The following is a 17,826-nucleotide window of genomic DNA, read 5'->3' as shown; positions in this document are numbered from 1 at the left end:
GGGATGACGCGCGATGAGCCTTACGGCCACATTGTCAAACGCGAATTCGTCCCTCTTCGTATCCAGCGAGCGGACGAGCCTCGTATCGCGCAATATCGCCAACGCCGACAAGGCGTTCTACTCGCGCAAGTCCATCGAGATTATCACTGTGCCGGGATCCGGCGTCCGGAGCTCGGCGGTCGTTCGCGTCGAAGAGCCGGTTCTCTTCAAGAAGATCCTGGGCGCCAACTCGCAGGGCGCGAAGTATTCGGCCGCACTCGATTCCCTCGATACTCTCAACGGCACCATCAACGACGTCGAGCTCGACTCTTCGCCCGCGGCGCTGATCAACAAGCTGATGAGCGCGCTGCAGAGCTATTCCGCTCAGCCGCACAACCAGCTCGCGGCGGAGGCGGCCGTACGATCGGCGCGCAACCTCGCAACCGGCATCAATACCGCGGCGGCGACCGTGCAATCCGTGCGCAACGAGGCGGATACCGGTATCCAATCCTCCGTCGATCGCGTGAACTCCCTGCTCGCGCAGTTTCAGGCCGCGAACCAGGAGATCGTGAAGGGAACGCTCACGGGGCGGGACGTTACCGATTATCTCGATCAGCGCGACCAGGTCCTGCATGATCTCTCGAACGAGATCGGCATTCGTACGGTCACGCGCGAGAACAACGACATGGCGATCTACACCGACAGCGGTGTGACGCTTTTCGATAAATCGCCGCGCACGCTCGTGTTCAATCGCACGCTCAATCTCACGCCGGGCGTTCCGGGCAATGCGCTCTACATCGACGGCGTGCAGGTGACGGGCGCCAACGCGACGATGCCGTTGCAGTCGGGCCGGATCGTCGGTCTGATGCAGGCGCGCGACGACTTTTCGCTGACCTACGAAGCCCAGCTCGACGAGATGGCACGTGTGCTGGTCACCACGTTCGCCGAATCCGATCAGTCGGGCGGTGGAGGAGCGGATCTGCCGGGGCTCTTCACCTATTCCGGCGCTACGGGCATTCCGCCGGCCGGCACGCTCATTCCCGGCCTCGCTGCGGCTTTGAGAGTCAATGCCAGCGTCGATCCCGATCAAGGCGGCAACGCAAACCTTTTGAGGGACGGCGCCATCTCGGGCGACCCGGACTACGCCTATAATGCCGGTAGCGAGGCGAGCTTCACGGATCGCATCGACGAACTCATCGACAAGATGGGGCAGAGCTATACCTACGATCCGGCGGCGAAGCTGGCGACGACCGGAACGCTTGGAAACTACTCCGCGATCTCCGCCGGCTGGCTGCAGGAGCAGCGCAAGGTCGCCGACGACAACAATACCTATCAGAGCACGCTCTACCAGCGATCGTTCGAATCCTACACCAAGACGACGGGGGTCAATCTCGACGAAGAGCTTTCACTGATGCTCGAGATCGAGCGCAGTTTCGCAACGTCATCGAAGCTGATCGGCGTCGTCGATGAAATGTACAACACACTTCTCGGGGCCATTTAGGTGAGACGCTCATGAAAACATCGTCCATCTCGACTCTGGCCATCGTCAACGCGACGCGCGAAACGCGTACGAACCTGCAGGCGAAACTGGTAGAGGCGCAGAAGGAATCGTCGACTGGCCGCTATGCGGACGTGGGACTTACGCTCGGCTATCTCACGCAGAGAACCGTGTCGCTCAGGCAGGACTACGATCGGGCGCAGACCTTCAAGGACAGCAATATCGTCGCCTCGTCGCGTCTCGATCTGACGCAGACGACGCTCGACGGAATGGCAAGCTCTGCGCAGGAATTTCTTACCACGCTGATGGCGGCCCGCGCCTCGCCGACGGCGGCGGGTACTGCCATCACCGATGCCAAGAACAAGCTCACGTCGTTCGAAGCTGCCCTCAATACCACCGTCAACGGAACGCACATCTTTTCGGGTGTGAACACCGACGTAAAGCCGATCTCCTCGTACTTCACCACGCCGCCGTCGGCGGCTCAGACGGCGACGTCCACCGCGCTTTCCAATTATATGACGGCGCAATCGATCCCCAGCATCGGGGACATGACCGGGGCGCAGATGGATGCGTTCCTCAACGGTGACTTCGCCAACCTGTTTGCCGATCCGAATTGGGCCAACTGGTCCTCCGCCTCCGACCAGAACATAACCAGCCGAATCTCGACCAACGAGCGGATCGAGACCTCGACGAACGCCAATGAAGGGCCGTTCCGCGCGCTCGCGCAGGCCTACACGATGATTGCCGACCTGGGCGTCCAGAATCTGAATTCGGAGGCCTATCAGGCGGTGGTCAACAAGGCGATTGAGATCGTCGGGCAGGCCTCAGCGGACCTGACGCAGCTACGCGCAGGGCTCGGTACGGCGGAAGAGCGCATCTCCGATGCGAACAACCGCATGGACCTGCAGATGAACCTGCTCAAGGAGCACATTGGACAACTCGAGAATGTCGATCCGTACGAGGCGACCGCCAAGGTGAACGGTCTTCTTGTGCAGATCGAAACCGCGTACGCGCTGACCGCGCGCCTTCAGAATTTGACCCTGCTCAACCACATCTAGCGAGCGCTTTGCGCGCCCAAACCTGGGAAGACGAATGTACAAGTTCTACTACAACGAGGTTCTCGACGAATCGCCCAAGACGGCGAGAGAGAACGAGCGCACCGCGCTCGAACGTTCGATCGACCTCTTGCAGCAGGCGGAAAAGAGCGGCGCAGGCTCCCGCGAGGCCATCGAGGCGATCTACTTCGTGCGCAGGCTTTGGGGCATCTTCATCGAGGATCTCGCCAAGGCGGACAACGGTTTGCCGCAGAAGCTCAGGGCGGATCTGGTGTCGGTCGGCTTATGGGTCATGCGCGAGACCGAGGAAATCCGGCAGGGGCGTTCCAAGAATTTCAACGCGTTGATCGATGTGTCGCGAACGATATCAGAGGGACTGAGATGAGCATGACAACGCGTGTCTCGCTTCGCCCGGGCGAGCGCATTTTCATCAACGGCGCGGTGCTGAAGGCGGACGGCCGCATGTCGTTCGAGATCCTGAACGACGTGCCATACCTGATCGAGCACGAAATCATGCATGCGCAGCAGACGGTGACGCCGCTGCGCCAGCTTTATTATGTCCTGCAGACCATGATCATCGAACCGTCCGCTATGGCGGTTGCGCGCAAGGTCTTCGAGGACTCCATGCGGGGGCTGTCAAAGGCCTTCTCCAACATCGCTGTGCTCGAAGGGCTGACAATGGTTCACAATCAGGTTGAGGCAGGTTCGCCTTTTGCGGCGCTGAAAACGCTCAGAATCCTCATTCCGATAGAAGATTCGATCCTCGGCGGGTCGTCGGAGACGGAACTCAAGGTTGTTGGAGGCGGCGCATGACGACAGTTCCTTCGGTTACGAGCGCCACCGGCACGCAGAACACGGGCCAGTCCTCGACGTCACAGAGCACAGGGATGAACTACGACTCGTTCCTGAAACTTTTGACGGCACAGATGCAGTACCAGGATCCGACCAAGCCAATGGATGCGACGCAGTTCGTGGCGCAGCTCGCCTCGTTCTCCAACGTTGAGCAGGCCATCAAGACCAATAGCAAGCTCGATTCCTTGCTGGTCTCTCAAGCGCTCGGCCAGGTGGACGGGTTGATCGGCAAGTATGTCACTTCCATGGACGGCAAGATCACCGGCCAGGTCAAGGAGGTGCATATCTATTCAAACGGCACAGTGGTCGCGCTCAACGACGGCACGGAGCTTCTGCTCGACGCGGGCGTCAAACTCTCCGCGACGCCGCCCGAGACCACAGGGACCACGTCATGAATCCAGCCGACGCTCTCGATATCGGGCAGGCGGCCATCTGGACAGTGGTGGTCGCATCCTCGCCGGGCGTTATCACCGCCATGCTGGTCGGCATCCTGATCGCGCTTTTGCAGGCGTTGACGCAGGTGCAGGAGATCACGCTGACCTTCGTGCCGAAGATTCTCGCCATCCTGCTCGTGACGGCGCTGACGGCTCCGTTCGTCGGGGCGGTGATCTTTGCCTTCGCCGAGCAGACCTATGCGCGCATTCCAAACGGGTTCTGAGCGCCCCTAAGGATTGGGCGGGTTGGCTTTTTCAAATGATGCCGCGCTCGATTTTTTCGAGCTTCCGCGCGGCTGCGGTGATCCTCGCGCAAGCTTGATCGTTGAAACTCCTCAAGGGCTGTTGCGCCCTGGAGAGGATCGATGGCTACGAGCGTTGCGGTTCAGGGTGGGGTAGGAACAAGCTACACGCGCGATATCGGCTTCGCGATCGGCATCGTCATCATCCTGACGGTGCTGTTCCTGCCGCTGCCGGCGATCATGATCGACATCGGCCTCGCGTTTTCGATCGCGTTCGCCGTGCTGATCCTCATGGTGTCGCTGTGGATCCACCGGCCGCTCGAGTTCTCTGCCTTCCCGACCGTGCTCCTCATCGCCACCATGCTGAGATTGTCGCTCAACGTGGCGACGACGCGCCTCATCCTTTCGAACGGCGCGGAAGGGCATACGGCGGCCGGGCACGTGATTGCGGGCTTCGCCAATTTCGTCATGGGCGGCGACTTCGTCATCGGCGTCGTCGTGTTCGTGATCCTGATCACGGTGAACTTTCTCGTCATCACCAAGGGCGCGACGCGTATCGCGGAAGTCGGCGCGCGCTTCACCCTCGACGCGATTCCCGGCAAGCAGATGGCCATCGATGCCGATCTCAACGCGGGTAACATCGACGAGAAGGAGGCCATGCGGCGCCGGCGCGAGCTCGAGGAGGAAAGCGCCTTCTTCGGCTCGATGGACGGCGCGTCGAAATTCGTGCGCGGCGATGCTATCGCGGGCCTAATCATCACGGCCGTCAACATTTTCGGCGGCATCATCATCGGCGTGACGCGCCACGAGATGGACCTTGCACACGCGGCTGACGTGTTCGTGCGGCTGTCGGTTGGTGACGGTCTGGTCACGCAGATCCCGGCGTTGATCATCTCGCTGGCCGCGGGCCTGCTCGTCTCCAAGGGCGGTACGCGCGGCTCGGCGGAAATGACGGTGTTTTCTCAGCTCGGCAACTATCCGCGCGCTCTCGGCGTCGCAAGCGCGGTGCTGCTTGCGCTGGCCGTGGCACCGGGATTGCCGTTCCTGCCGTTCGCGATCCTGTCGGGCGGATTGATGTTCATCGCCATCTCGATCCCGAAGAAGCTCGCGGAGGCCAAGGCCGCCGAGGAAGCCCTCAAGGCGGAAGCCGATCGGCTGACCCAGGAGGAGACGCGGGACTCGGTCAAGGAGCAGCTCAAGACCGCCGAAGTCGAGATCGCGCTCGGCAAGCAACTCTCGACCGGCCTGCTTGCTTCGCAAGGCGAGCTTGCCCATCGCGTCGGGCGCATGCGTCGGGCGTTCGCCAAGCAATACGGCTTCGTGGTCCCGGACATCCGCATTTCGGACGACCTCGGGATCCAGAGCAAGACCTACCAGATCAAGATCCACGGGACGGTGGTGGCATCGGAGGAACTGCGGATCGGCGACGTGCTCGTCATCACGGGCGATGGACCGGTGCCCGATGTCCCCGGCGACGAGGCGCGCGAGCCGGCGTTCGGCATGAAGGCGCTGTGGGTCTCGGAGATGTTTGCCAACGCGGTGAAGCGCGAGGGCTTCAATCCCGTCGATCCGATGTCGGTGATGCTGACGCATCTGCGCGAGGTGATCCGCGGAAATCTGGCGCAACTCCTGTCGTATAAGGACATGCGCTCGCTGATCGACAGGCTGGAACCCGAGTACAAGCGGCTGGTGGACGAGATCATCCCGTCGCAGCTTTCCTATTCGGGCCTGCAGGCCGTGCTCAAGCTGCTGCTCGCCGAGCGCATCTCGATCCGCAACCTGCATCTCATCCTGGAAAGCATTGCCGAGATCGCGCCTCATGTGCGCCGCGCGGAGCAGCTTGCCGAGCATGTGCGCATGCGCATGGCGCAGCAGATCTGCGGCGATCTTTCGGACGCCGGCGTGCTCAAGGTGCTCCGGCTCGGAAACCGCTGGGATCTGGCGTTCCATCAAAGCCTCAAGCGAGACGCAAAAGGCGAGGTGGTTGAGTTCGATATCGACCCGCGGCTTATCGAGCAGTTCGGCGCCGATGCTTCGAAGGTCATCCGCGGTCTTTTGGATCAAGGGCATCAGTTCGTGCTCGTTTCGGCCCCGGATGCGCGGCCTTACGTGCGTATGGTGACCGAGCGGCTGTTCCCGACGCTGCCGGTGCTGTCGCACCTCGAGATCGCGCGAGGCGTGCAGGTGAAGGCGCTAGGAAACATCTCATGACCGTCATAACGCCAGGAATGGTCCTTCTGACCTTCCTCGTGTTTTGCCGCATCGGCGGATGTCTGATGCTGATGCCGGGCTTCGGCAGTCAGCGTATTCCGATGCAGGTGCGCTTGTTTCTCGCGGTTTCGATTACGCTCGCACTGGCGCCGCTAGTGATCCCGCAGGTCGAGGGTGATCTTGCCAAGGCCACACCTCCGACAGTCGCTCAGCTCATCGCGTCGGAAACGCTGATCGGGGCGATGATCGGCGTCATGGCGCGACTCTTCTTTCTGGCGCTGCAGTTCATGGGTACGGCGGCGACCATGTTTACCGGCTTCAGCGGCATGGCGGACGCACCGATCGAGGAAAACGAGCCCGCGCCCGCGATTGCGACCCTGCTGACGCTCACCGCGACGGTGCTGATTTTTTCCACCGGTCTCCACATCGAGGTCATGCGCGCGCTTTTGGCGTCGTATGCCGTTCTCTCGGTTACGGATCTTTTCAATCCGCAGTTCGCCCTCGCAAAAGTGACAGACGCGGCGTCGAATTCGTTCATTCTGATCGCGCAGCTCATGGCTCCGTTCATCGCCTATTCGATGATCGTGAACTTCCTGTTCGGGATCATGAACAAGATGACGCCGGTGATCCCCGTCTATTTCATCTCGGCGCCGTTCGTCATGGCGGGAGGGCTGTTCCTCCTCTACTTCACGTTCGGCGAGGCACTGACGCTGTTCATGACCGGGTTTCAGATGTTTCTAGCCAACGGGTGATCCTGCATGCGCGACCGCGCCCGTAGCCTCAAACGCATTCTCGAGGTCCAGCGGCACCTGCATAGCCTCGAGGAGCTCAAGTTCGCGCGCCTCAAGCAGGATCTTACCGTCTGCCAGACCGAGCAGCGGGAGATTGCGGAGGCGCTTTCCGCGGAAGGTGCGCTCGCCGGCTTGTTTATGGATGTGACGGTCCGGCGTTTAAAGGCGTTGCGGCTGGAAGAGGCCCGGCTCGGGCCGTTGATCGAGGCGCAGGCGCGGATTTTAGTCGAGCACGGGGGGCGCATGCGCAACTCGGAGCGCTTGGCGGAGGAGCTTGCGGTGGAGGTGCGCCGCGACGACGAGCGGCGGGAGCTCGAGTACCTGCTCGAAGCGGGATTCGCGCAGCAGGGCGCAAGCTCCAAGCAAGACCGCTGAGTCATTAATCGCATGCATAGAAATCCTGCGGAGGGCACATTTTGCCCGCAGATCTGACAGTCCGTCCCGTTTCCGATGCGCAGGCGCCAAGTGCCTCAGCGCTTGCAAGCCGCGCGGCGCCTGCGCGCAAGACAGGGGACGCGGCGCAGAAATTCGAAGCCTTCGTGCTGCAGAGCTTCATTCAAGAAATGATGCCGGAGACACAGGAAAGCGTGTTCGGGGCGGGAATCTCGGGTGATTTCTGGAAGTCCATGATGGCGGAAAAGATTGCCGATCAGGTTGCCGCACGCGGAAACATCGGCATCGCCGACACCATACGAGCTGGCCACGCGGTGCCCGTTCGGCCCGGCGGGTTCAACCCGCTCGATGTGATGAGCCACACCACGGCGACGAACGACGTCGCGGGTATGCTCGACGTCAAACCTGTAAACGGAGAGTAAGCCATGTTGCAGCCGTCCTCACTGCCACCCTCAGCCGCACAGCGCAGCGCCGCGGCGCCGATGCTCGAAGTGGCGATTCAGAGGCTCGAGGAGATCGTCGACCAGGAGACGCTGGCGCTCAGAACCCGCACAGCGGTCAATCTCAAGGAATTCAACGATCGCAAGAGCCAGGCGCTGCTGGAGCTCACCCGCTCGCTGCGTCATATGCAAGGCGCGGGCTCGGATCCGGAGCTGGCAGCTCGGGTCGGTAACCTGAAGGTCAAGCTGGCGATCAACCAGGCGGTGCTCAAGGTCCACCTCGAAGCCGTGCGCGAGATTTCTACGACGATCTCGGATGCGATGCGGAATGCCGAGTCTGACGGGACCTATACGCAGGCCATCTCGTCGGCTGCTCGGCGCTCATGATCAAGTTTCTCATGGTCGGAATATGGGCTTCGATCGTCTCGCTCGGCGCGGCGTTCGGGATGCTGCAATGGAATAAGCACAGCGATGTCGGCGCGGAGGGGGGCGGCGAAACGAAACTCGAGGAGTATCGGACGAAAGCCATCAACGTGCCGATCATCGGCGCAGGCACCATTCAGGGCTACATGGTGGCGCAGTTCGTGTTCACCGTCGATGCAGAAGCGATGAAGAAGATGCAGGTGAACCCCGAAGTGTACGTCCTCGACGAGGCGTTCAAGACCATCTATGCGGGCGAGCAAGTCAACTTCCAGAACATGAAAAAGCAGGATCTGCCGGTGTTGGCCAAAAAGCTTGGCGAGAACGTCAACAAACGCCTCGGCGTGCAGGTCGTGAAGGAGGTTCTCATCGACCAGCTCTCCTACATTCCAAAAAAGGATATGCGCGGCGGGAAGAGCTGAAGCCTACGCGGACGTCGCCTCTCGCGACATCTCTACTCGCATTTGACGCCATCGGCGTTTAGCCAGGTCCACGTGCCGTCTCCGGACTGCTGAATCATGCCTTGCGCTGCAACTTTGCCACCTTCGGCACAATTTCCCGGTACCGCGCCTTCGATACGAATGGCGTCCACCGTGCATTTGCTCGATGCTTGCTCCAAAATGATCTCGGGGACGGCGGGGTCCGTAAGCGCGATCTCGTTGATGTAGCCGCTCACCTCAACCGTCTCGTCGGCCGGGCAGTATGCAGGTTCGGCGCCGGCTTGGACCGAGGTTGCGAGGATCATCAGGACGGTCATTCGTCCGCGCATGCGGGCCACCAGTCGTCATCGAAATCGAAGCCGTGGAATATAGCCGCGCGGCCGTGGAAACTCTAGCGCTGTTGCGGCGCCTTCTGGCCGTCGTCCTTGGTCTCGGTCAGAGCGCGGGCAATTTCCTGGAAGGGATCGGCGCTCTGGGGGTCGGTCAGCGTTTGCTTCATAACCTCGTACAGCTTCGGCACGATGTCGATCGCCTTGTCGAGCTCGGCGTCCGCGCCTTTCTGGTAGCCGCCCATGAGGCGGAGGTCGCGCGTGTCCTCGAAATGGGAGATCATGGCGCGCAGCATCATGACGAGCTTTCGCTGCTCCGCCGACCAGACAGAGTTCGCGAGGCGTGAAACCGATTGCAGGACATTGACGGCGGGATAGCGACCCTGATCAGCAATCTTTCGGTCCAAGACGATGTGGCCGTCGAGCGTGCCGCGGATGCTATCGGCGATGGGGTCGTTGTGGTCGTCGCCGTCGACGAGAACTGAAAAGACACCCGTGATCGAGCCCGCGCCCTCGGCGCCGGGACCAGCGCGCTCAAGCAGCTTCGGGAGCTCGCTGAAGACGGAGGGCGTATAGCCGCGTGCGACGGGGGCTTCTCCCGCGGCGAGGGCGACCTCACGCGTGGCGTGGGCGAAGCGGGTCACGGAGTCGACGATGAGCAGCACGCTGTCGCCCTGGTCGCGGAAAAATTCGGCGATGGCGAGCGCGGTCTTGGGAGCGAGGCGGCGCATCATGGGGCTTTCGTCGCCGGTCGAGACGACCGTCACGGCGCGGCTCTTGTTCTGTGCGAGCGCATCCTCGAGAAACTCACGCACCTCGCGGCCGCGTTCGCCGACGAGGGCGAGTACCACGGTATCGAAGCCGTGGGAGCGGGCGAGCATGGACAGGAGCGTCGATTTTCCGACGCCGGAGCCGGCGAAAATGCCGATGCGCTGTCCGGCGCAGAGGGGTGTGAAAAGGTCCATGACGCGCACCCCGGATTTCAAGGGCGTGCGGACGCGCTGGCGGTTCATGGCGGCCGGAGGCTCGGCATCGAAGTCGTAGGTGCGCGCGCCTTCGCGCAGTGGACCCTGGCTGTCGATCGCCGCTCCGAGCGCGTTCAAAACGCGACCCTTCCACGACGTGTCGGGGCGCAGGGATTGCCCGCCCTGCAGCCAGGCGATCTCTCCCGGGCCGATCTTGAGGTTGGCATCGAAAGGCTTGATGGTGGCGCCATTTTCGTCTATCCGCACGACCTCGCCGAGCGGCGGTTGTGCGGTGAGGCCGAAGGCAATGGAGTCGCCAAGCTTCAAGTGGCGGGAGAGACCGGAGACCTGAACGTAGGCGGGCGTAACGTGGGTCACGGTGCCGCCGATCCGGGTCAAAGGGAGCGCGGATGCTGCATGGGCCACGCGCTGCTCGAGCAGCTCGAGCGCGGTTGGAGGCCGCAGTGCGTCGCGTCGTTGATCGTCGACCTTGGCCAAAGCCTCGCTCATCGCATGTCCTCAGGCCGGCCAACGACCACGAACGTATCCACGCTCAGCTCGTTTCGCCGAGGGCGCGTACGGCCGACGACAGTGTTTCCTCGGAACGGGTCAGCGTGTTGCTGATGGAATCGAACGAGCGCTGGATCTGGATCAGGCGCGAGATTTCCGAGACGGGATTGACGTTGGCCTGCTCCATGAACCCCTGCATCACCCCGACGCGATTGAAATCCAAGGCCGGCTGTGCGGCCACATCGGGAAGGACGCCTGAATTCTCGAAGCGCGCGAGCTTCGCCTGGTCGGGAATCGTGAAGAGGCCGAGGGCGCCGGCGCGGGTCTGGCCTTGGGAGATCGTTCCGTCACTGGCGATGGCGGGGGCACCAGCGGTGGGGTTGAGCTGAATGGGAGCGCCGCCGACGTCCAGAACAGGATAGCCGTTGAGCGTTCTCAGCTCGCCCTCGGGCGTCATCGTCATGCGGCCGTCGCGTGTATACACGGGGCCGCCCGGACCTTGAAAGGCGAGCCAGGCGTCGCCGGTGACGGCGACGTCGAAGGGGTTTTCCGTACGTGTGATCTCGCCAGCCTTGCGCGAGATGTATGTGCTTCCGGCGGACACGAATGCGGTCGGCGAATCCGTCTTTTCGGACAGGAGTTCGTCAAACTTGATCTCCTCGGCCCGGAAGCCGGCCGTCGAGACGTTGGCGACGTTATGGGCGACGGTATCCAAGCGGCGCATCAGGGCCATCTGGCCGGACAAGGAGACATACAAGCTTGGCTGCATGAGCGCCTCTGGCGTTCGGGGCGGTGGGATGAGTTTTCGGCGGCGCTTCAGCACGCCCGCCGCATGTGGCCAGTTTGGCCGGACCGGCTTGTCTCAGGCTGACGTCACTTCGTTCTGCAACTGAGCTGTGGGAGGCCGGAAACAGTTGGTGGCGGTTGGGCTGCAGATCAGGCTCGCGCAAGGCGTTCGCCGCTAGAAATGCGTTAACAACCTTTAACGCGAGGTAAGCTCGTGACGATCATTCTCGGCCTTGTCGTAATGCTCGGCTGCATGCTCGGCGGCTTCATGGCCATGGGCGGGCACGTCGAGGTGTTGTGGCAGCCGTGGGAGTTCGTGATCATTCTCGGCACTTCGCTCGGCACGTTTATCGTTGCCAACCCGATGAAGGTGATCAAGGACACGGGCAAGGGGTTCGGTGAGGCGTTCGGCAATGCGGCGCCGACGTCGCGGCATTATCTCGACGTCATGGGGCTTCTCTATTCGCTGATGCGCGAGCTCAGGAGTAAGCCGCGCAACGAGGTCGAGAAGCACATCGACTTGCCGGAGGAGTCGCCGATCTTCCAGAAGTTCGCGACCGTGCTGAAGAACAAGGACCTCATGGTCTTCATCTGCGACTACTGCCGCCTGATTATTATCGGCAACGCGCGCACGCACGAGGTCGAGGCGCTGATGGACGAGGAGATTCAGACCCTACGGCACGACAAGCTCAAGGCCTATCACGCCATTACCAACATCGCAGATGGACTTCCCGCGATTGGCATCATCGCCGCCGTGCTCGGCGTCGTGAAGGCGATGGGTGCCATCACGGAGCCGCCGGAGGTGCTAGGGCACCTGATCGGCGCTGCTCTCGTCGGCACGTTCGCGGGCATCTTCTTCTCCTACGGCGTGTTCGGCCCGATCGCTACCAAGGTGAAATCCGGCCGCGAAAAGCAGATGCGTTTATACATCGTCGCAAAGCAGACGCTGCTCGCCTTCATGAACGGGGCCATGCCGCAGGTGGCCGTGGAGTATGGACGCAAGACGATTTCGGCCTACGAGCGGCCGACCATCGACGAGGTGGAAGCCGAGACAGTCGGCGGCGGAGGCGGCGAGGCCAAGAAAGCCGCTTAAAACGCCCGTTTCAGGAACACAGAGCCCCATTCGCAGCGAACCAGGTCAGCCCAGATGAGCCAAGAAGATATCCGCCCTGCCGCAGCCGAATTGCAGACGATCGGCGATGCAATCCAGGGCGAGACCGCTCCCACAGACGGCGGAGCCAAGGCGGGGCAGAAGCCGCGCCATCTGGAGACCGTGCTGCAGATTCCCGTGTCGGTGAAGGTCGTCCTCGGATCGGCGACGATGCCGGTCGCGAGCGTGCTGAAGCTCGGCCGCGGCGCGGTGGTACCTCTCGATCGCAAGGTCGGCGAGCCGGTGGACGTGGTGGTCAACGGGCGCATCATCGCAAGAGGTGAGGTGGTCGTGCTCGACGAGGACAACTCTCGCTTCGGCGTCTCGCTCACGGAGGTTCTCGGCGCCGGCGCTGCGCCGACGCGCGTCGCCTAGCGTCTCGCCCCGCCCGAGCGTTCAATCGATCTTCTGTTGCCCAAGACTTGGTTTACTCCTTCTGAGCAGGTCTTACCGAAATGGCAGACACGCCGGACAAAGAGAGTAAAACAGAAGAGGCAACAGAGAAGAAAATCCGCGACTCGCTGGACAAGGGTCAGGTCCCGCATTCGCGCGAGGCCGGGACGCTGGCGTCGATGCTTGCCATCCTGATCGCCGTCGTGTTCATGCTCACCGACAGCGTCGCCAACCTCAGTTTCACGCTCGAGAGCTTCATCGATCGACCCGAGAGCTTCTCCGTTTCCAACGGCGCCGACGCGATGGCGCTGTTGCTGGTTGTCGCGCTGGAGAGTGCGAAGTTCATTGCGCCGATCGTCGTCGTGCTCGGCGCGGCCGGCATCGCCGGGTCCGTGCTGCAGCATCAGCCCCAATTCGTGTTCGATCGCATCGAACCGAAGTTCGATCGCATCTCGATCATCAAGGGATGGAGCCGCATTTTCGGCCTGCAGGGACAGGTCGAGTTCCTGAAAAGCTTCTTCAAGCTGTCGATCGTCGCCTTCGCCGGCTATCTCGCGCTCAGCAGCTCCTACATGGACATCTACAACGCGTTGTTCATGGAACCGGGCGCCATTCCGCAGCTGATGAAGAATCTCAGCGTGCGGTTTCTCAGCGCGGTGGTGGCGGCCACGGCGGTGCTGGTCGCGGCCGATCTTGCGTGGAGCCGGTTCTCCTGGCGGCGCGATCTGCGCATGACCAAGCAAGAGGTCAAGGACGAGCACAAGCAGGTCGAAGGCGATCCGCTGATCAAAATGCGCTTGAGATCGCTGCAGAGGGATCGTGCTCGGCGACGCATGATCGCGGCCGTTCCGCAGGCGACACTGATCGTCGCCAATCCGACCCACTATTCCGTGGCGTTGCGCTACGTGCGCGAGGAGGGTGGCGCACCGGTAGTTGTTGCCAAGGGTAAAGACCTGATCGCGCTAAAAATTAGGTTCATTGCCGAGCAGAACGGAATACCGATCTACGAGGACCGTTCTCTAGCACGTTCGCTCTACGCAAGCGTCGAGGTGGATAAGATGATTCCACCGGAGTTCTACAAGGCCGTCGCCGGAATCATTCTGTTCCTCGCGCAGCGCGGGCAGCAATCGCGACGGGCCATGTGAGGATCGAGATATGCTGAAGCAGGGCAGAGACTATTCTCGCGAGCGAGAAAAAGCGCTGGCCGAAGGCTTGCGGGACGTCGCATCGGAATTGAGGCTGATCGATCCCGCCGATTTCATCGCCTATATCCGAACCGAGCAATTCGGCAACCTGCGCACGCTCGTCAATTCGTCGACGGAGATGTTCTTCAAGCCGGGCACGATCACGTTCGGCCTGTCCGGCGAGGTCGATCTGCCATGGGGATGCGCGCCGACGATCGCGCTCGATATGGAGTTTCATCACCTCAACGTCTCGGCCTACTTCAGGCTGGTGCTGCGGTCGCTGGATGCCGGTATCGAGATCAGCTACTTTTCGTTCGAGGGCGGCGCGCAGGATCCCGACCGGAATACGGCCCGATTGGTGGAGGCCATCGACGACGCGCGCATCATTCCGGTCTCGCGCAAAAAGCGCTCCAAGACCGAGAAGGGCGCGGACGCCCGCGGCTAGGGGCGGCGAAACCCCGTAGCGGTGGCTTCAGTGCAGTTTGAATTCCGCACCGATCAGGCGCAGCTCGCGAGGCTTGATCAGACCGGCATGCGCGACCAGCACCTGATGCAGCTTGCCCTCGAGGTTCTGCGCCCAGAAATCGAGAAAGCCTTTGAGCTTGGGAAGACGTGGGTGGAGGTCATAGTCCTGCCAGATGTAGCTCTGCATCAGATGAGGATGATCGGGCAGGCGATAGATGATCTCTGCGGTGGTCAAGCTGTAGCCCGCAAGCATGCGGACGAAATCGGTGTCGGCGGTGCTCAAAGGTGGCTCCGAGGGTTGCAATGTTGACAAGAAGAGCGTATAGCGAGCCGCGAAAAATTTCAATATTTCCATTAAAATCATATGCTTAGCAGCAATATCCATTCGTTGCTAACAAGTTGACTGGCGGATGGGCAGCGGCTCTCCTTAGATTGCTCAACGATCAATCGGAGCGGGGACGATGCTGGGTGCTGCGCTCACGAGCTTCACGACATTTTTCGCGACCGTCGGCCCCATCGAGGCGGCGGTGATCTTCGCGACGCTCACGCCCGGTGTCTCGTCTCAGGAGCGGCAGCGCATTGCTTTGAGGGCGACGCTGATCGCAAGCACGATCCTGCTCGGCTCGACACTTGCCGGCGGTCCGCTGCTGAAGCAACTCGGGGTGTCGATTCCGGCGCTGCAAACGGCCGGCGGGATCATCCTGCTCGTGATCGCGCTCGACATGGTGTTCGCCAGGCCGACGAGCGCCTTCAAGCTCACGCCCTCGGAGGGTGCCGAGGCGCAGCGCAAGGACGACCTTGCCGTGTTTCCGCTGGCGACGCCGCTTCTGGCCGGGCCGGGCGCCATGAGCGCCGGCATCCTGCTCGCCGCCAACGCGCACGGCAATGCGCTCGAGCTCTCGGCGACGGTCGCGGCGCTCGCCACCGTCATGGCGCTGACGCTCGTGCTTCTGCTCGTCGCCCATGACCTCACCCGCTTTCTCGGGGTGACGGCACAACGCGTCCTGATGCGCGTGTTCGGCATTCTGCTGGCGGCGATCGCGGTGCAGGCGCTGTTCGACGGCATCGGGGCGAGCGGACTGATCGGGCCCGGCGCGTGAGCCTACCGGAAGCGGCGTCGCGTTAACACTTTCAGGAACCGTTGCTTTCTCGCCTCGCCTTGGCGCATCCAGGGCGACAATCACAAGCTTCGGACAAGGCAACAGACCTACAACCGATGGAGGCACAAGAGTTTTGATGGGGTCGGCGATTCCCACTTCGAACCCTTAGGGTGAGAAGCGATCGCGGCCTAGGTGGAGCCTCCGCTTCCATGGAACCGATCAATTTCTTCTCGCTCGCTTCGCAGCAGAACCGCTGGCTTTCGGTACGTCAGTCGGTGGTGGCGCAGAACGTCGCGAACGTCAACACGCCCGGCTACAAGGCGCTCGACGTTGAGCCTTTCGAGGCGGTGCTCAACTCGACCGGCGTCGAGATGAGCAAGACCGAGGCTCAGCACATGAGCCCGGTCAGCGGAGCGGGAAGCGATGCCGAGACCGAAGAAAAAGGGAAATGGCAGGTCGTGCACTCGGGCAACAGCGTCAGCCTCGAAGAGCAGATGCTGAAGGCGAGTGAGGTTTCCGGTGCCTATGCCCGCAATACCGGCGTGATGAAGACGTTCCATCGCATGCTTCTGGCATCGTCTCGGGGATAATCCATGATCGATCCGATCAAAGTCGCGATCCAGGTGGCCTCCTCGGGACTCGAGGCGCAGTCGCGGCGCATGCTCGTCGTGTCCGAGAACCTCGCCAACGCGACATCGACGGGCAACACGCCGGGCGCCGAGCCCTACACGCGCAAGACGGTGAGCTTCGAGTCGGTCATCGACGATATGTCGGGGGCAAATCTCGTCAAGGTCGACCGGGTCGACACGGACAAGAAGCCCTATCGCATCGAATACGATCCGAGCCATCCGGCTGCGGATGCGAACGGCAATGTCAAGCTGCCGAACGTCGACATGCTGGTCGAGCTCGCGGACATGCGCGAATCGAACCGCTCCTATGAGGCCAACCTGCAGGTGGTGAAGCAGGCCCGGGCGCTGTCGTCGATGACCATCGATCTTCTGAGGAGCTCGTGATGCTCGACGGCGTCAACAAGGTTTCGCCCTATGGTTCCGTCGGTGGCGTCGGCGGTGCCGACGCGCTTTCGCAGCCGGCGCCGGTCACCAGTACGCCGAATGCCTTGCGAACCGAGCCGCTGCCCACCGATTTCGGCACTGTGCTGGGCCGGATGACTCTAGAAGCCATCAGCACGCTCAAGCAGGGCGAGCAAACAGCTATCGCAGGCGTGCGCGGGCAGGCGACGACGCAGCAGGTGGTTGAAGCGGTCATGGCCTCGGAGCAGACGCTGCAGGCCAGCATCGCCATTCGCGACAAGGTGGTTTCCGCGTATCTCGAAATCAGCCGCATGAGCATCTAGCGGCAGGCAGGGCAAATCCATGAGAGCGCTTTCGATAGCTGCGACGGGTATGAATGCGCAGCAGACCAACCTTGAGGTGACCGCGAATAACATCGCGAACATCAACACAACCGGCTTCAAGCGCGCTCGCGCGGAGTTCACGGACCTGCTCTATCAGGCGGAGCGGGCCGTCGGTGCGCCGTCCCGAGGTGGCGAAGCCAACGTGCCGGAAGGCGCTTATGTCGGTCTCGGTGTGCGCACGGCCGCCATCCGCAACCTGCACCAGCAGGGCTCGCTTGCGCAAACGACCAACGATTACGACCTCGCGATCAACGGTCGCGGCTTCTTCCAGATCACGGGCGCGGATGGCGAGACGTTCTATACGCGCGCCGGCGCCTTCAACAAGAATGACCAGGGCGTGATCGTCACGCTCGATGGCTACGAAGTGCAGCCAGCGATGACGGTGCCGCAAGACGCGACCAAGGTCACCATCAACGAGACGGGTGAAGTGTACGCCACGATCCCGGGCCAGGTCGATCCGCAGCTCCTGGGTCAGATCACGCTGGCTAACTTCGTGAACGAAGTCGGTCTCGAACCCATGGGCGGCAATCTCTACCGGCAGACGCAGTCGTCCGGTGATCCGGTGACGGGCGTGCCGGGAGATCCCGGATTCGGGCGCATCCATCAGGGTTATCTTGAGAACTCCAACGTCGACGCGGTGAAGGAAATCACGCAGCTGATCTCCGCGCAGCGTGCCTACGAGATGAACTCAAAGGTGATCCAGACCGTCGATGCGATGTACGGCACGGTTGCCAACAATATGCGGTAAAGCAGCTCGGTTAGCTTGGGAGTGTGA

25 protein-coding genes are annotated in these 17,826 nt (G+C 61.9%); 21 read left to right on the top strand and 4 right to left on the bottom strand.

The window, feature by feature from the left end:
- The first annotated feature begins 13 nt into the window (after nt 1-13).
- The 12 genes from flgK (at nt 14) to QZV93_RS03600 (ending at nt 8,737) form a co-directional block, all read left to right on the top strand.
- Nucleotides 14-1,480 carry a flagellar hook-associated protein FlgK gene (gene flgK / locus QZV93_RS03655; RefSeq protein WP_295556064.1) on the top strand — a complete coding sequence of 489 codons (1,467 nt, stop codon included), beginning with the start codon at nt 14-16 and terminating at the stop codon, nt 1,478-1,480.
- Nucleotides 1,481-1,491: 11 nt separating this feature from the next.
- Nucleotides 1,492-2,535 (top strand): flagellar hook-associated family protein, encoded by a 1,044-nt coding sequence (locus QZV93_RS03650; RefSeq protein WP_295556062.1) that lies wholly within the window; start codon nt 1,492-1,494, stop codon nt 2,533-2,535.
- Nucleotides 2,536-2,569: 34 nt separating this feature from the next.
- On the top strand, nt 2,570-2,917 hold the full coding sequence (gene flaF, locus QZV93_RS03645) for a flagellar biosynthesis regulator FlaF (protein ID WP_295556060.1): 348 nt from the start codon (nt 2,570-2,572) through the stop codon (nt 2,915-2,917).
- Nucleotides 2,818-3,345, top strand: coding sequence for a flagellar biosynthesis repressor FlbT (locus QZV93_RS03640; protein WP_363156497.1), 528 nt, complete (start codon nt 2,818-2,820; stop codon nt 3,343-3,345). Before flaF ends, QZV93_RS03640 begins: the two co-directional genes overlap by 100 nt.
- Nucleotides 3,342-3,779, top strand: a complete 438-nt coding sequence (gene flgD / locus QZV93_RS03635; protein WP_295556058.1) for a flagellar hook assembly protein FlgD — start codon at nt 3,342-3,344, stop codon at nt 3,777-3,779. The genes QZV93_RS03640 and flgD overlap by 4 nt, the downstream gene beginning before the upstream one ends.
- Nucleotides 3,776-4,042 carry a flagellar biosynthetic protein FliQ gene (locus QZV93_RS03630; protein WP_295556057.1) on the top strand — a complete coding sequence of 89 codons (267 nt, stop codon included), beginning with the start codon at nt 3,776-3,778 and terminating at the stop codon, nt 4,040-4,042. Before flgD ends, QZV93_RS03630 begins: the two co-directional genes overlap by 4 nt.
- 141 nt (nt 4,043-4,183) lie before the next feature.
- Nucleotides 4,184-6,271, top strand: a complete 2,088-nt coding sequence (flhA, locus tag QZV93_RS03625) for a flagellar biosynthesis protein FlhA (RefSeq protein ID WP_295556055.1) — start codon at nt 4,184-4,186, stop codon at nt 6,269-6,271.
- Nucleotides 6,268-7,023 (top strand): flagellar biosynthetic protein FliR, encoded by a 756-nt coding sequence (locus QZV93_RS03620; protein WP_295556054.1) that lies wholly within the window; start codon nt 6,268-6,270, stop codon nt 7,021-7,023. Before flhA ends, QZV93_RS03620 begins: the two co-directional genes overlap by 4 nt.
- Before the next feature lie 6 nt (nt 7,024-7,029).
- Nucleotides 7,030-7,437, top strand: coding sequence for a hypothetical protein (locus QZV93_RS03615; protein ID WP_295556052.1), 408 nt, complete (start codon nt 7,030-7,032; stop codon nt 7,435-7,437).
- Nucleotides 7,438-7,478: 41 nt separating this feature from the next.
- Nucleotides 7,479-7,877 carry a rod-binding protein gene (locus tag QZV93_RS03610; RefSeq protein WP_295556050.1) on the top strand — a complete coding sequence of 133 codons (399 nt, stop codon included), beginning with the start codon at nt 7,479-7,481 and terminating at the stop codon, nt 7,875-7,877.
- A 3-nt stretch (nt 7,878-7,880) separates the two neighbouring features.
- Nucleotides 7,881-8,282: a flagellar protein FlgN gene (locus QZV93_RS03605; protein ID WP_295556048.1), complete on the top strand. Its 402-nt coding sequence runs from the start codon at nt 7,881-7,883 to the stop codon at nt 8,280-8,282.
- A complete protein-coding gene (locus QZV93_RS03600; RefSeq protein WP_295556047.1) occupies nt 8,279-8,737 on the top strand; it encodes a hypothetical protein in 459 nt (152 codons plus the stop codon). Before QZV93_RS03605 ends, QZV93_RS03600 begins: the two co-directional genes overlap by 4 nt.
- Before the next feature lie 32 nt (nt 8,738-8,769).
- Here QZV93_RS03600 and QZV93_RS03595 read toward each other — a convergent pair whose 3' ends face one another.
- The 3 genes from QZV93_RS03595 to flgF form a co-directional block, all read right to left on the bottom strand.
- On the bottom strand, nt 8,770-9,072 hold the full coding sequence (locus tag QZV93_RS03595; protein WP_295556045.1) for a hypothetical protein: 303 nt from the start codon (nt 9,070-9,072) through the stop codon (nt 8,770-8,772).
- Nucleotides 9,073-9,146: 74 nt separating this feature from the next.
- Complete coding sequence (gene fliI, locus QZV93_RS03590) at nt 9,147-10,559, bottom strand: flagellar protein export ATPase FliI (protein ID WP_295556043.1); 1,413 nt, start codon at nt 10,557-10,559, stop codon at nt 9,147-9,149.
- A 43-nt stretch (nt 10,560-10,602) separates the two neighbouring features.
- Nucleotides 10,603-11,328 (bottom strand): flagellar basal-body rod protein FlgF, encoded by a 726-nt coding sequence (flgF, locus tag QZV93_RS03585; protein WP_295556041.1) that lies wholly within the window; start codon nt 11,326-11,328, stop codon nt 10,603-10,605.
- A gap of 231 nt (nt 11,329-11,559) precedes the next feature.
- Between flgF and motA the strand changes: the two genes are divergently transcribed.
- The 4 genes from motA to QZV93_RS03565 all read left to right on the top strand — a co-directional run bounded on the left by motA (nt 11,560) and on the right by QZV93_RS03565 (nt 14,517).
- A complete protein-coding gene (gene motA / locus QZV93_RS03580; RefSeq protein ID WP_295556039.1) occupies nt 11,560-12,438 on the top strand; it encodes a flagellar motor stator protein MotA in 879 nt (292 codons plus the stop codon).
- Between the two features lie 54 nt (nt 12,439-12,492).
- On the top strand, nt 12,493-12,870 hold the full coding sequence (fliN, locus tag QZV93_RS03575) for a flagellar motor switch protein FliN (RefSeq protein WP_295556038.1): 378 nt from the start codon (nt 12,493-12,495) through the stop codon (nt 12,868-12,870).
- 80 nt (nt 12,871-12,950) lie between these two features.
- Nucleotides 12,951-14,033 (top strand): flagellar biosynthesis protein FlhB, encoded by a 1,083-nt coding sequence (gene flhB / locus QZV93_RS03570; RefSeq protein WP_295556036.1) that lies wholly within the window; start codon nt 12,951-12,953, stop codon nt 14,031-14,033.
- Between the two features lie 10 nt (nt 14,034-14,043).
- Nucleotides 14,044-14,517: a hypothetical protein gene (locus tag QZV93_RS03565; RefSeq protein ID WP_295556035.1), complete on the top strand. Its 474-nt coding sequence runs from the start codon at nt 14,044-14,046 to the stop codon at nt 14,515-14,517.
- A 27-nt stretch (nt 14,518-14,544) separates the two neighbouring features.
- Here QZV93_RS03565 and QZV93_RS03560 read toward each other — a convergent pair whose 3' ends face one another.
- Nucleotides 14,545-14,790 carry a protein usg gene (locus tag QZV93_RS03560; protein WP_295556177.1) on the bottom strand — a complete coding sequence of 82 codons (246 nt, stop codon included), beginning with the start codon at nt 14,788-14,790 and terminating at the stop codon, nt 14,545-14,547.
- A 208-nt stretch (nt 14,791-14,998) separates the two neighbouring features.
- Here QZV93_RS03560 and QZV93_RS03555 point away from each other — a divergent pair, with 208 nt between their 5' ends.
- The 5 genes from QZV93_RS03555 to flgG all read left to right on the top strand — a co-directional run bounded on the left by QZV93_RS03555 (nt 14,999) and on the right by flgG (nt 17,799).
- Complete coding sequence (locus tag QZV93_RS03555) at nt 14,999-15,637, top strand: MarC family protein (RefSeq protein ID WP_295556033.1); 639 nt, start codon at nt 14,999-15,001, stop codon at nt 15,635-15,637.
- A gap of 209 nt (nt 15,638-15,846) precedes the next feature.
- Complete coding sequence (flgB, locus tag QZV93_RS03550; protein ID WP_295556031.1) at nt 15,847-16,227, top strand: flagellar basal body rod protein FlgB; 381 nt, start codon at nt 15,847-15,849, stop codon at nt 16,225-16,227.
- Nucleotides 16,228-16,230: 3 nt separating this feature from the next.
- Nucleotides 16,231-16,650, top strand: coding sequence for a flagellar basal body rod protein FlgC (gene flgC / locus QZV93_RS03545; protein WP_295556029.1), 420 nt, complete (start codon nt 16,231-16,233; stop codon nt 16,648-16,650).
- Nucleotides 16,650-16,991 carry a flagellar hook-basal body complex protein FliE gene (locus QZV93_RS03540; RefSeq protein WP_295556027.1) on the top strand — a complete coding sequence of 114 codons (342 nt, stop codon included), beginning with the start codon at nt 16,650-16,652 and terminating at the stop codon, nt 16,989-16,991. Before flgC ends, QZV93_RS03540 begins: the two co-directional genes overlap by 1 nt.
- Before the next feature lie 19 nt (nt 16,992-17,010).
- The gene (gene flgG / locus QZV93_RS03535) at nt 17,011-17,799 is read left to right on the top strand and encodes a flagellar basal-body rod protein FlgG (RefSeq protein WP_295556025.1); all 789 of its coding nucleotides are present in this window, start codon (nt 17,011-17,013) and stop codon (nt 17,797-17,799) included.
- Nucleotides 17,800-17,826 lie beyond the last annotated feature (27 nt).

Origin of the sequence: uncultured Hyphomicrobium sp. (assembly GCF_902826555.1) — a bacterium.
In the GTDB taxonomy this organism is placed as follows: domain Bacteria; phylum Pseudomonadota; class Alphaproteobacteria; order Rhizobiales; family Hyphomicrobiaceae; genus Hyphomicrobium_C.
Note: the sequence above shows the minus strand (reverse complement) of the source record. Positions and strands in the feature narration are given on the sequence as shown.

Excerpts from the sequence above, each read along its gene's own strand:
- flgK (WP_295556064.1), top strand. The coding sequence starts at position 14 with ATGAGCCTTACGGCCACATTGTCAAACGCGAATTCGTCCCTCTTCGTA.
- QZV93_RS03650 (WP_295556062.1), top strand. The coding sequence starts at position 1,492 with ATGAAAACATCGTCCATCTCGACTCTGGCCATCGTCAACGCGACGCGC.
- flaF (WP_295556060.1), top strand. The coding sequence starts at position 2,570 with ATGTACAAGTTCTACTACAACGAGGTTCTCGACGAATCGCCCAAGACG.
- QZV93_RS03640 (WP_363156497.1), top strand. The coding sequence starts at position 2,818 with ATGGGTCATGCGCGAGACCGAGGAAATCCGGCAGGGGCGTTCCAAGAA.
- flgD (WP_295556058.1), top strand. The coding sequence starts at position 3,342 with ATGACGACAGTTCCTTCGGTTACGAGCGCCACCGGCACGCAGAACACG.
- QZV93_RS03630 (WP_295556057.1), top strand. The coding sequence starts at position 3,776 with ATGAATCCAGCCGACGCTCTCGATATCGGGCAGGCGGCCATCTGGACA.
- flhA (WP_295556055.1), top strand. The coding sequence starts at position 4,184 with ATGGCTACGAGCGTTGCGGTTCAGGGTGGGGTAGGAACAAGCTACACG.
- QZV93_RS03620 (WP_295556054.1), top strand. The coding sequence starts at position 6,268 with ATGACCGTCATAACGCCAGGAATGGTCCTTCTGACCTTCCTCGTGTTT.
- QZV93_RS03615 (WP_295556052.1), top strand. The coding sequence starts at position 7,030 with ATGCGCGACCGCGCCCGTAGCCTCAAACGCATTCTCGAGGTCCAGCGG.
- QZV93_RS03605 (WP_295556048.1), top strand. The coding sequence starts at position 7,881 with ATGTTGCAGCCGTCCTCACTGCCACCCTCAGCCGCACAGCGCAGCGCC.
- QZV93_RS03600 (WP_295556047.1), top strand. The coding sequence starts at position 8,279 with ATGATCAAGTTTCTCATGGTCGGAATATGGGCTTCGATCGTCTCGCTC.
- QZV93_RS03595 (WP_295556045.1), bottom strand. The coding sequence starts at position 9,072 with ATGACCGTCCTGATGATCCTCGCAACCTCGGTCCAAGCCGGCGCCGAA.
- fliI (WP_295556043.1), bottom strand. The coding sequence starts at position 10,559 with ATGAGCGAGGCTTTGGCCAAGGTCGACGATCAACGACGCGACGCACTG.
- flgF (WP_295556041.1), bottom strand. The coding sequence starts at position 11,328 with ATGCAGCCAAGCTTGTATGTCTCCTTGTCCGGCCAGATGGCCCTGATG.
- fliN (WP_295556038.1), top strand. The coding sequence starts at position 12,493 with ATGAGCCAAGAAGATATCCGCCCTGCCGCAGCCGAATTGCAGACGATC.
- flhB (WP_295556036.1), top strand. The coding sequence starts at position 12,951 with ATGGCAGACACGCCGGACAAAGAGAGTAAAACAGAAGAGGCAACAGAG.
- QZV93_RS03565 (WP_295556035.1), top strand. The coding sequence starts at position 14,044 with ATGCTGAAGCAGGGCAGAGACTATTCTCGCGAGCGAGAAAAAGCGCTG.
- QZV93_RS03560 (WP_295556177.1), bottom strand. The coding sequence starts at position 14,790 with ATGCTTGCGGGCTACAGCTTGACCACCGCAGAGATCATCTATCGCCTG.
- QZV93_RS03555 (WP_295556033.1), top strand. The coding sequence starts at position 14,999 with ATGCTGGGTGCTGCGCTCACGAGCTTCACGACATTTTTCGCGACCGTC.
- flgB (WP_295556031.1), top strand. The coding sequence starts at position 15,847 with ATGGAACCGATCAATTTCTTCTCGCTCGCTTCGCAGCAGAACCGCTGG.
- flgC (WP_295556029.1), top strand. The coding sequence starts at position 16,231 with ATGATCGATCCGATCAAAGTCGCGATCCAGGTGGCCTCCTCGGGACTC.
- QZV93_RS03540 (WP_295556027.1), top strand. The coding sequence starts at position 16,650 with ATGCTCGACGGCGTCAACAAGGTTTCGCCCTATGGTTCCGTCGGTGGC.
- flgG (WP_295556025.1), top strand. The coding sequence starts at position 17,011 with ATGAGAGCGCTTTCGATAGCTGCGACGGGTATGAATGCGCAGCAGACC.